General features: G+C 72.2%; 10 protein-coding genes and 1 tRNA gene. 4 read left to right on the plus strand and 7 right to left on the minus strand.

The annotated features are described in order from the left end of the window. Positions 1-25 precede the first annotated feature (25 nt). Complete coding sequence (locus AB0B89_RS03305; protein WP_358547398.1) at positions 26-745, plus strand: SDR family oxidoreductase; 720 nt, start codon at positions 26-28, stop codon at positions 743-745. Positions 746-777: 32 nt separating this feature from the next. Here the strand turns inward: AB0B89_RS03305 and AB0B89_RS03310 are convergent, their stop codons facing one another. From AB0B89_RS03310 to AB0B89_RS03320, 3 genes are all read right to left on the minus strand, one after another. Then, a complete protein-coding gene (locus AB0B89_RS03310) occupies positions 778-1,998 on the minus strand; it encodes a cation:proton antiporter (protein ID WP_358547401.1) in 1,221 nt (406 codons plus the stop codon). Positions 1,999-2,236: 238 nt separating this feature from the next. Beyond that, positions 2,237-2,548 carry a hypothetical protein gene (locus AB0B89_RS03315; protein ID WP_358547404.1) on the minus strand — a complete coding sequence of 104 codons (312 nt, stop codon included), beginning with the start codon at positions 2,546-2,548 and terminating at the stop codon, positions 2,237-2,239. Between the two features lie 164 nt (positions 2,549-2,712). Beyond that, positions 2,713-3,621 (minus strand): LLM class F420-dependent oxidoreductase, encoded by a 909-nt coding sequence (locus AB0B89_RS03320; RefSeq protein ID WP_358547407.1) that lies wholly within the window; start codon positions 3,619-3,621, stop codon positions 2,713-2,715. 164 nt (positions 3,622-3,785) lie between these two features. On the opposite strand from AB0B89_RS03320, the gene AB0B89_RS03325 reads away from it, so the two are divergent. Both AB0B89_RS03325 and AB0B89_RS03330 read left to right on the plus strand, forming a co-directional pair. Beyond that, positions 3,786-5,894 (plus strand): hypothetical protein, encoded by a 2,109-nt coding sequence (locus AB0B89_RS03325; protein ID WP_358547410.1) that lies wholly within the window; start codon positions 3,786-3,788, stop codon positions 5,892-5,894. A 51-nt stretch (positions 5,895-5,945) separates the two neighbouring features. Beyond that, the gene (locus AB0B89_RS03330; RefSeq protein ID WP_358547413.1) at positions 5,946-6,383 is read left to right on the plus strand and encodes a hypothetical protein; all 438 of its coding nucleotides are present in this window, start codon (positions 5,946-5,948) and stop codon (positions 6,381-6,383) included. A 30-nt stretch (positions 6,384-6,413) separates the two neighbouring features. Here the strand turns inward: AB0B89_RS03330 and AB0B89_RS03335 are convergent, their stop codons facing one another. The 3 genes from AB0B89_RS03335 to AB0B89_RS03345 are packed head-to-tail and all read right to left on the minus strand — an operon-like array spanning position 6,414 to position 9,618. Next, positions 6,414-7,325: a sugar phosphate isomerase/epimerase family protein gene (locus AB0B89_RS03335; protein ID WP_358547416.1), complete on the minus strand. Its 912-nt coding sequence runs from the start codon at positions 7,323-7,325 to the stop codon at positions 6,414-6,416. Continuing rightward, the gene (locus tag AB0B89_RS03340; protein WP_358547419.1) at positions 7,322-8,470 is read right to left on the minus strand and encodes a dihydrodipicolinate synthase family protein; all 1,149 of its coding nucleotides are present in this window, start codon (positions 8,468-8,470) and stop codon (positions 7,322-7,324) included. The genes AB0B89_RS03335 and AB0B89_RS03340 overlap by 4 nt, the downstream gene beginning before the upstream one ends. Continuing rightward, positions 8,467-9,618: a Gfo/Idh/MocA family oxidoreductase gene (locus tag AB0B89_RS03345; protein WP_358547421.1), complete on the minus strand. Its 1,152-nt coding sequence runs from the start codon at positions 9,616-9,618 to the stop codon at positions 8,467-8,469. The genes AB0B89_RS03340 and AB0B89_RS03345 overlap by 4 nt, the downstream gene beginning before the upstream one ends. A gap of 324 nt (positions 9,619-9,942) precedes the next feature. Here AB0B89_RS03345 and AB0B89_RS03350 point away from each other — a divergent pair. Beyond that, positions 9,943-10,016 (plus strand) — tRNA-Met (locus AB0B89_RS03350). A 77-nt stretch (positions 10,017-10,093) separates the two neighbouring features. Here AB0B89_RS03350 and AB0B89_RS03355 read toward each other — a convergent pair. Next, a complete protein-coding gene (locus AB0B89_RS03355) occupies positions 10,094-10,993 on the minus strand; it encodes an alpha/beta hydrolase (protein ID WP_358547424.1) in 900 nt (299 codons plus the stop codon). Positions 10,994-11,001: the final 8 nt, after the last annotated feature.

Consider the following 11,001-nt stretch of genomic DNA (forward strand, 5'->3'; position numbering starts at 1 on the left):
TTTCCACCGTGGAGAGGACAGACATATGGGATGCGCACTCGTCACCGGGGCGTCGCGGGGACTCGGCGCGGTCATCGCCGAGCGGCTGGCGGCGGACGGCTGGAAGGTCGTCGTCAACTACGCCCACGACACCGCCGGGGCGACCGCCGTGGCGGAGCGCATCGGCGCCGCGGCCCACGTCTCCCGCTTCGACGTGACCGACGAGGAGTCGGTGCTGCGGGGCGTCGCCGAGATCCGCGAGAGCGCCGGTCCGATCAGCGTCGTGGTCAACAACGCGACCGGGCCCCAGCCGATGATGCCGATCGAGAAGCAGACGTGGGACGACCACCTCGACCAGCTCCGGTTCTTCGTGAAGGCGCCGCTGCTGCTCCTGCACGCCGTCCTGCCCGACCTGCGGGCCTCCGGAGGGGGCCGCGTCATCAACATCGGCAGCGAGGTCGCCGACCTGGGCAACGCCGACTTCGGGCACTACGTGTCGGCCAAGGCGGCCATGCACGGCCTCACCCGTTCCTGGGCGCGCGAGCTTGGCCCGCTCGGCATCACGGTCAACACCGTCGAGCCCGGCTGGATCCCGGTGGAGCGCCACGAGGGCTCCGACGTGAGCGACTACCGCGACGCGCTGCCGCTCCGCCACATGGGGGTGCCCGCCGACGTCGCCGAGGCCGTCGCGTTCCTGGCGTCGCCGGGCGCCGCGTTCATCACCGGCCAGCGCCTCGCCGTCAACGGCGGCAACACCATGAGCTAGGGCGGCGGGCCTCCCCACCGGGGCCGTCATCCTCAGCGAACCGTCCCGCGTACGTCGCTCGCGGTGACCTCGCGGTCCCGTGACGGGAACAGCGGGGCAGGGAGCAGGCGGACCAGCGCGCCCGAGCGTCCCGCGAGCAGCGGGCCGAGGATGGCCAGGACGAACACGTAGCCCGCGATGAAGGGCGCCAGCCTGCCGTCCAGCCCCGCGGCGATCGCGAGCGTGGCCAGGATCAGCGCGAACTCCCCTCGCGACAACACGGTCAGCCCGATGTTCACCGCCGCCTGCCTGTCGTAGGAGTGCAGGCGGGCCGCGATCGCGCCGGCGGCGATGTTCAGCACGAACGTCAGCGCCACGGCGATGACGACGGGGACCACGACGGGCCCGAAGTCGCCGGGGGCGATCGAGAGGCCGAACGAGAAGAAGAACAGCGCCGCGAACGCGTCGCGCAGCGGGTGGACCAGGGTGCGGATCCGCCCGGCCCCCTTGGTGTTCGCCAGGATGAGACCGATCATGAAGGCGCCGATGGCGTCGGAGACGCCCAGTTCCTCCGCGAGCCCGGCGGTGAGCACGGCGAGGCCGGTGAACATCACCACGAGCAGCTCGTCGTCCCTGGTCTCCACCAGCCTGCCGACCACGCGGCTGCCCCACCGGGCCACGGCGGTCAGCGCGATCAGGAACGCGAACGCCTTGCCGAACGCGACCGCCGCCTCAGCGAGGTCATGCGCGCCGCCCAGCACCGGCTGGAGCAGGGCGAGGTAGAGCGCGAGGAAGACGTCCTCCACGACGATGATGCCGAGGATCAGGCGGCTCTCCGGGTTGCCCAGGCGCTTCAGGTCGACGAGCAGCTTGGTGACGATGGCCGACGACGAGATGCCGATGACCCCGGCCAGGACCAGCGCCTCCCTGCCTCCCCAGCCCACCGCGAACCCGAACGCCAGGCCGCCCCCGACGTTCAGCAGCAGGTAGATCCCTCCGGCCGCGAGCAGCCGCCCGCCGCCCTGGACGATGTCGTCGAGCGAGAATTCGAGGCCCAGATAGAAGAGCAGGAAGATCAGGCCGAGCGCGGCGACGACCTTGAGGTCGGCCGGGTTGTCGACCAGGGCGAGCCCGGGGGTGTGCGGGCCGAAGATGATGCCCGCCAGCATGAAGAGCGGGATGGTCGGCAGCCCGATCTTGGCTCCGAGCCGGGCGACGACCCCCGCGGCCAGGAAGGAGCCGCCGAGGGCGACGAGCTCGTCAGCCAGTGCCATGGTGTCTCCCCTCGCGGGTGAAGACGGGCAGGGCGGGGACGTGTTCGTGGGTCATCGGAAACCTCCGGCAGGTCGTCGTCAGGGTTTCGAGGTGTGGTCCCTGGAGCGCGCGTCACGGCAGGCCTCGCCGCGCGCACCGCTGGAGGGCCGCGCCGTCGCGTGGACGATCTACGGGTACCTCAGGCGCGCGGGATCGCCGCGGCTCCCCGATCAGAGGGGAGCGCGTGACGGCGAGGCGTCAGGGACCCTCGGCCGGAGGGGCGCGGGGGCGGGAGGGCCGGTGCGCCGGGGGTACGGGCGCGCGGGTGCCCCGGTCGCGCGGTACGAGCCCGCGTGTCCCCGCCTGCGGGCCGTACCCGGCGGGAGGCGGCGTGTCCGCCCAGCCGATCTGCGGCGGGACGATCCGGTGGGCCGTACCCGGGATCACCTTGACAAGGAACGGGCCGTCGGCGGCCGTGACGTCGGGTGACCGGTCGTGGGCCCCCGCCGGCAGGGCGCTTCTGAGGCCGTAGGCGGCGACGGCGGCGATCAGGAGCGCGAGCGCCGCCAACGCGAGAAAGGGAACCGCTCTGGGAACGGCGATCGCATCCGATCGTCTCCTCAAGCGCCCGGTCCCCTTTCCTCAGGTGGACCAATTTTAGCATTTGACCCCAAAGCCACCATCCGGGCGATCTTCTCCCTGCCCGGGACGGTGGCCCGGGGACGACCGTCCTTCTAGGCGACGAGGGTCTTGAGGAAGTTCCTGGTGCGCACCGCGTCGTCGCCGGAGACGAATGTCGCGGCGGCGAAGTCGGTCACCCCGATGCCGGCGAGGGCCTCGATCTGACCGGCCACCTCGTCCTCGTCGCCCACGATCGCGACCCCGGACGGACCCGCGGCGCCCTCGCGGTCGAGCATCGCCCGGTAGGACGGGAGCTGGCCGTAGATGGCGAGGACCTCGTCGGCGTGGGCCCTGGCGGCGTCCTTGTCAGCGGTCACGGCGACCGGAAGCGCGCACACGATGCGGGGGTCGGGGCGCCCTGCGGCCCGCGCGGCCTCCGTGATCGATGGGACGACGTGATCGGCGACGGTCTTGGGCCCGGTCATCCATAGCACGGTGCCGTCCGCCATCTCGCCCGCCAGGCGGAGCATCCGGGGCGCCAGCGCGGCGATCAGCACGGGGACGGTGCCCGCTCCCGGGGTGCCGAGGCCCATGTGCGCCTTGAGGGTCTCGCCGTCGAAGTCGGCCTGCTCGCCGCGCAGGAGGGGAAGCAGCACCGAGAGGTACTCCCGCATGTGCCGCGCCGGCCTGTCGAAGCTGTAGCCGTACATGTTCTCGATCACGATCTGGTGGGACAGGCCGATGCCGAGCGCGAGCCGTCCGCCGAGGGCCGTGGCGGTGGTGAGGGCCTGCTGCGCGAGGACGGCGGGGTGCCGGGGGTACGTGGGCACCACGGCCGTGCCGAGCTCGATGCCCGGCACCCGGCTTCCCGCGACCGCGAGCGCGGTCAGCGCGTCGAGCCCGAAGATGTTCGAGACCCAGGCCGAGGCGAAGCCGTCGTCGGCCGCCCTGGCGATGCGCTCGCCCAGCTTGGTGATCGCGTCCGGACCCGAGGGTTCGTTGAGATAAAGCCCGATGCGCATTGTCCTACCCATCTGAACCGAATGAAGTTCTAGTTTGGCTCCGTCATCGTACGCCGCCGGTCCCGTCGACGGCGGGCCGGTGAGCGCGGCCGTCGAGACTATTTTGAGGCAAGCTCATATACTGGCCGACTGGTCCCGCTGCGGTGTGGAGGCAAGCACCGATCATGACGGCGAAGAAGACGATGACGGGCCCGGGTGGTCAGGAGCGGAACGAATCGGCCGTCTCGTTCGCGTGGCTGGCGGACGCCCTCGGCGCCGGATCGGCGGTGGTCCTCGACCGGTGGGCGGAGGCCCGCGACGGCATGCGGCGGTCGCGGCACCGCCTCGTCCCCGCCTCCCCGGGCTCTGTCTCCGATCCCTGGCTGGCCAGGGGCGTACGGGGCGTCGGCACCGGCGGCGTCGCCCCTTCCTGGAACCCCCCGGACAGGATCGACGAATGGCCGGACCACGACGTGAACGCGCTGGTGAAGGGCGTTCCGTCCACCGCGTGGCGCACGCGGCACGTGTCCCTCCCATCAGGCCGTGGAGAGGGCGGGTGTGACGCCGCGGACGCCGTCACCCGCTTCCAGCGCATGGAGGCCGGGGACGTCCTGCGCGAGCACGTCCGTACCTGGCTGAGCTGCGCCGTCGGGCCGCTGCTGCGCGACGTCATGCTGACCCCGGAGTGCGGGCAGGGCGCTCTGAGCGAGGACGCCGCCGCCCGGCTCGCGATCCCACGCCAGATCAAGCTCCCGGCCCGGTGGGCGGCGGCGAACGAGTTCGCCGAAAGGCCCCTCGACCTGCTCTACAACCTGGAGACGTCACCGGACGGGCGGCTGTCCTTCCTGGACGCGGCCGACGTCAGGGCGGGCCAGGGGGAGGTCTGGCGCGGGTACTGGGCCTGGCTGAGCGCCGACGTCCGCTTCGGGGAGATGGCGGAGGCGCTGCGGCTGGCGGCGCGTCTCATGCGCAGCCGTCCCGTGGTCGAGGGCCTGCTCCAGACGGCGGACTCGGACGACCCCCAGCTCAGGATGATCGCTCCGGCGGTCGCGCGGCGATGGCTGCTCACGCTGAAGGCGATGGCCTGGCTGGAGGAGGCCGCGCGCGAACCGTGGACCCATGTGCGGCCGAAGGATCTGGCCTGCTTCGCCTTCAACGCCGTGAAGCCCGCCTGGCGGCGCCGCGTCGTCGGTATCAGCCACCGGTCGGACGACGCCAAGCGGGCCCTGCGCCACCTGGAGCTCTGGTCGTCCAGCCGGTGCGCGATCGACGCCGGGTACGTCCCCTCCTGGGAGACCAACACCGGGATGGTCTGGGCCCTGTACGGCACGACCCCCGCGATCGTACGGGTGCGCTCCCCCGGCTACGGCGAATCGGTCTGGTGCCTGCGGGAGGCCGAGCTGACCCGCCATCTCGTCGAGCGGGCCGACTTCCTGCCGGAGCGGTGGGTGCTGGACGTCGAACCGGCCGACCTCGGCGCCTTCGACGCGGCCTACTCCGCGTGGGACCGTGAGACCCGCGGCTCCGAGACCGTCCCCGTGGTGCTGCCCGAGTTCCCGCCCTCGTGCCGCGTGTGGACGCCGAGCCCGATGCCGGTCTGGGAGGCGGCGATGCTGCGGGCGAGCGCGGCCCTGCGTGTGATCAACACCATGCTGGCCGGCGCCGACCTCACCAACCGCTTCGTCGCCGAGTTCCTGCTCGGCGGCGTCGAGTTCCCCGGCCCCGCGCCGACCGCCGGCCCGGGGGGCTGGAGGGACTACCGGACGGTGTTCCTGCGGTTCCAGGCGCTGTGCGCCGCCGACCCCGCCGAGCCGGGGCTGCGGCTGCCGCAGGGGTACGCGGCCGAGCAGATGGCCCTGGACCTCGACATGCTGCAGAGGATGCCCGACCTGAGCACCGGGACGGCGGACCTCGGTGACCTGCTGGTCGCCTTCGAGTTCCTCCGCACCGAATGGCCGCTCGTGCCCGACGACCACATGGGACGGTTCCTCGCCGTCGACTGCCGAGGCCTGACCCGCGAGCGGTGGGCGCGGGACGAGCGGCTGGCGCTCCAGCGCGGGCTCCTGGCCATCCGCGCGCCCGTCCCCGTGTGGATCATCCAGCTCGCCGGGCAGGCGGTCGAGGACTGGGGGATCCCCGGAGACCACCCGATCTTCACCGAGCACTTCCCTGGGCAGTTCTCGTGGATGCTGGAGGGCTCGCTCGACCGTCGCGGAGCGCAGTCCCTCTTCCCGGCCAGCTCGGGGCTCGAACTCTCGGCCGACGTACGGCACCGCTGCCGCGAGGGCGGTTGAGCACCCCCCGGAAGCGAGCCGCGCGGCCGGATGATCGGTAAAGTGGCGCGGATGCGACGTGTCGGGGTATGTGCCCTCGTTCTGGTGCTGGGCACGGCGTGCGGGGGCGGGCTGACGCTCGCGGAGACGACCGGCGTCCTTCGCGAGGACGCCGCGGTGCTGAGCCGTATGGATCTCGACCACAAGGCCACGGCCTTCACCGACGACCGCTCCGGCTGCGAGGCGGGCACCCGGCGGAGCGTCTTCACGATGACCGGCGACCTGCCGCGGGGCGCCGACCCGGCGGCGGCCTCGGCGGCGCTGGCCTCCACGGTGGCCACCGAGTTCCGCACGATGGGCTACCAGGAGGCCGAGGGCCCGCACGCGCGGTTCGGCGTGAACGTCAGCGTGCTGGAGAAGCAGTCCCTCGGCATCGTGTTCACGGTGACGATGCGCACCGATCCACCGAATGTCGATATATCGGGTAAGACCGGCTGCCTCCCCGAGTGATCACGCGAAGCCGCCCGAGAGCCGCACACCTTAGAGGACCTCGGTGACGTAGCGGCGGATGAGGGTGGCGATCACCTCGTGTCCGTCGGCGGCCCACACGTCGGCGTTGAAGATCTCCACCTCGATCGGCCCCGCGTACCCCGCGGCGTCGACGGCGGACCGCAGCGGCCGGAAGTCGATCACGCCGTCGCCCATCATGCCCCGCCCGAGCAGCACGTCGGCCGGAAGCGGCACGAGGAAGTCGCAGACCTGGAAGCTCGCGACGCGCTCCCCCGCCCGCGCGATCTGGTCGAGCACGTCCGGGTCCCACCACACGTGGAAGGTGTCGACCACCACCCCGACCGCCTCTGCCTGCCACCGGGACGCGAGGTCGACGGCCTGGCCGAGCGTGGAGAGCACGGCCCGGTCGGCGCAGTACATCGGATGCAGGGGCTCCAGCGCCAGCCGTACCCCCGCGCCGAGGGCGTACGGGACGAGCTCGTCCAGCGCCTCCCCGACCCGTGACCGGGCTCCGGCCAGGTCACGCGAGCCGCCGGGCAGCCCGCCGACGACCAGGACCAGGCAGTCCGCGCCCAGGGTGGCGGCCTCGTCGATCGCCCGGCGGTTGTCCTCCAGCGCGGAGGCGAACCCGGCCGGGTCCTCGGCGGTCAGGAAGCCTCCCCGGCACAGCGACGACACGCGCAGGCCCGCGTCCCGTACGAGCTTGGCGCTCGCCGCGAGGCCCTGATCGGCGACCTGCTGACGCCAGAGCCCGATCGCGGGTATCCCGAAGCGGGCGCACCCGTCCACGGCCTCCGCCACCCCGAACCGGCGCGTCGTCCACTGGTTCAGGGAGAGCCTGGCCAGGCGCGGATCCCCCGGCGCGGGCGTCTCGATCGCGGCGGGACGGCCGCTCGGCACGTCCACGGCCGGGCGGCTCGCGCTCCCCCCACGGCCGGTCACGCGGCCACCCCCGCCGTGGCGAGCAGGGCGCGCATGCGGGACTCGGCGAGATCGGGGTCGGGGAACAGCCCGGCCTGGTCCGCCAGGCGGAACACCTCGGCGAGGTGGACGATCGAACGGGCCGACTGCGCCCCGGCGACCATGGCGAACGCGTCCTGGTGCCCGGCGAGCCACGCCAGGAACACGATGCCCGTCTTGTAGTTGTACGTCGGCGCCTCGAAGATCTTGCGGGACAGCGGCACGGTCGGCTCCAGCAGTTCCCTGTAGCGTCCGTTCTCCCCCGCGTCCAGGGCCTGGAGCGCGGCGGAGGCGGCGGGGGCGATCGCGTCGAAGATGCCGAGCAGCGCGTCACTGCCCGACTCGATGAGCGGGGCGTAGTTGAAGTCGTCCCCGGTGTAGAGCCGCACGCCCGGCGGAAGGGCGGCGCGCAGCCGTACCTCGTGGCCGGCGTCCAGGAGCGAGACCTTGACCCCGTCGACGCGGGAGGCGTTGTCGCGGATCAGCGCGAACAGCGACTCCGTCGCCGCCTCGACGTCGCGCGAGCCCCAGTAGCCCCCAAGGGCCGGGTCGAACATCTCGCCCAGCCAGTGCAGGATCACCGGCCGGTCCACCTCGGCGAGCAGCTTGCCGTAGACGGCGTGGTAGTCCTCGGGCGTATGGGCCAGCGCGGCGAGCCTGCGGCTGGCCATGAGGATCACTCCGGCCCCCGCCGACTGCACGAGGTCGATCTGCTCGGCGTACGCGCGCAGCACGTCCTGCGGCGTCCGGGCGTCCGGCGCGTGGTCGGTGCCCGCCCCGCAGGCCACCAGCTCGGCCGGGTCGCCGAACGCCGCCGCCTCCCCGGCCGTACGCCTGATCAGCTCGCGCGTCGCGGCCCAGTCGAGGCCCATGTTGCGCTGGGCGGTGTCCATGGCGTCGGCCACGCGGAAGCCGTACGACCACAGGTGCCGCCGGAACCGGAGCGTGGCCTCCCAGTCGACCGCGGCGGGCGCGCCCGGCGTGTTGTCGCCGAGCGGGTCGGCGACCACGTGCGCGGCCGCGTACGCGACGCGGGAGCGGGGCGGCCCGGGCGGGCGGGGCCGGTCGACGGGCTCGCGCGGTTCGTAGGCCGAGAGCGTTCCCCCGGCCGTGGGCAGGACGATCACAGGGCGATCTCCGGGAGCTCGACGCGGCGGCCCTCGGCGGACGACCGCAGCCCCGACTCGGCGAGCTGCACGCCCCGCGCCCCGGCGAGGAAGTCGTGCGGGAACGGCGTGTCCTGGACCACGGCGCGGACGAACATCTCCCACTGGGTCTTGAACCCGTTGTCGAAGTCCCCGTTGTCGGGGACCTCCTGCCAGTCGTCCCTGAAGGAGTGGGTGACCGGGAGGTCGGGGTTCCAGACGGGCATGGGGGTGGTCCCCCGGTGCTGGATCCTGCAGCCGCGCAGACCCGCGACCGCGCTGCCGTGCGTGCCGTCCACCTGGAACTCCACCAGCTCGTCCCGGTTCACGCGGACGCACCAGGACGAGTTGATCTGGGCGACCGCGCCGCCCGCCAGCTCGAAGATGCCATAGGCGGCGTCGTCGGCCGTCGCCTCGTAGGCCCGCCCGGTCTCGTCGACCCGTTCCGGGATGTGGGTGACCACGCGCGCGGTGACCGCCTCGACCCGGCCGAAGAGGTTCTCCAGCACGTACGACCAGTGGCAGAACATGTCGAGCGCGATGCCGCCGCCGTCTTCGGCGCGGTAGTTCCACGACGGCCGCTGGGCGGGCTGCCAGTCGCCTTCGAAGACCCAGTAGCCGAACTCGCCGCGCACCGAAAGGACGCGGCCGAAGAAGCCGCCGTCGAGCAGGCGCCTGAGCTTGAGCAGGCCAGGCAGGAACAGCTTGTCCTGCACGACGCCGTTCCTGACGCCGGCGCTCCGGGCGAGGCGCGCGAGGGCCATGGCCTCCTCCAGCGTCTCGGCCAGCGGCTTCTCGGTGTAGACGTGTTTGCCGGCCTCGATGGCGCGCGTGATCGCGCCGACGCGCGCCGGGGTGACCTGCGCGTCGAAGTACAGCGCGTTGTCCGGGTCGCGCAGTGCCCCGGCGAGGTCGGTCGTCCAGTTCTTGAGGTTGTGCCGCTCGCAGAGCTCGCGGAGCTTGTACTCGCTGCGGCCGACCAGGACCGGCTCCAGCAGGACCCGCTCGCCGCCGCCGAGGTCGACGCCGCCCTGTTCGTTGACGGCCAGGACCGAGCGGACCAGGTGCTGGCGGTAACCCATGCGACCGGTGACACCGTTCATCACAACGCCTAGGGTCTGTGTGGTCACCCAGGGCCTCCTTTGCTTGGAAAGCGTTTTCCGTGTGCCGCCCGGCGGGCCGGACACCAATCCCTCGTGCTCCGCCGCCGTTGAGGACGCGAGCGCTTCCCGACGCTGGGAAAGCGCTTTCTCGGCGTACCGTAAGTTCCGTTCACATCACGGTCAAGGGGGTCGGCGCACAACATGCCCGGACGGCCGCGGGGGGCGGGCCGCCGGGGTGCCGCCCGCGACGGCCTCCCGTGTCCTCAGCGGCACAGCTTCTCAACGGCGCGGTCGCGGGCTCACGCTCGGTTTGCGTCCCCGGCGATCAGCGGTATGGTTGTGACACACCGACGCGGGGTGGAGCAGCTCGGTAGCTCGCTGGGCTCATAACCCAGAGGTCGCAGGTTCAAATCCTGCCCCCGCTACAAAAGAAGGCCCTGGTCACCGGTTTCCGGTGACCAGGGCCTTCGGCTTTCCGGGGCCGGAGATCGGAAACCCGATCTCAGAGGTGCTCGGTGAGAAAGCGGGTGGTCTCGGTGACGGCCCGCGTGACGTAGGGCTCGGTGTCGTAGAGGTCGATGTGGAGCCTGGCGTCGAGCCACACGAGCCTCTTCGGCTGGTCCATGCGCTTGTACGCCTCCTCGGCCCCCTCCGGGGAGCAGAAGGCGTCGACGACGCCGTGCACGATCAGGCCGGGCTTGGGTGACAGGAAGTCGGCGCCCATCATGTTGTCCACGGTGATCAGCTCGCGGATGGACGTCCGCGTGATCGTGTTCTTCCACGACGGGGACGCCGACCGCTCGGTTCCGTAATAGGCGAACGGCTCCTCCCCCTGCATCGCCGCCTCGCCGAAGAGGGCCACCGCCGGGAAGTACTCCACCTGGCCCCCACGGTCCTGCCGCTCGAAGACCTCGGTGAAGGAGGCCAGCGCCTCCTCGTAGCCCTCGTCGGACATGCCGGACCGCATGGCGTACGGGTTGTTGTACGCGCCGGCGATGCCCACGAATGCCTTCACCCTCGGGTCGAAGGCCGCGAAGCGGAGCGCGTACCCCGCGCCCAGGCAGATGCCCACGGCGCCCACGCGCTCGCCGTCCACCTCGGGAAGGCCACGCAGGTACGACACGGCGGCCCGCAGGTCGCCGAGCTTCCCCTGCGGGTCCTCGTGGTGGCGCGGTGTGCCGCCCGACCGTCCGAAGTTGCGGTGGTCGAACGCCAGCGTGACATACCCCGCCTCGGCGAGCCGGGCCGCGTACAAGCCCGTGACCTGCTCCTTCACGCCCGTGAGTGGCCCGGTGAACACCAGTGCCGGATGCGGGCCCCCGCCCTCGGGCACCCTGAGGTCGCCGGCGAGCGTGATGCCGTCGGCGGTGAACTCCACCTGATCAGCCATTCGGTCAGCCATGCCGGAAG

It is taken from the genome of Sphaerisporangium sp. NPDC049002 (genome assembly GCF_040649355.1).
Lineage (GTDB): Bacteria > Actinomycetota > Actinomycetes > Streptosporangiales > Streptosporangiaceae > Sphaerisporangium.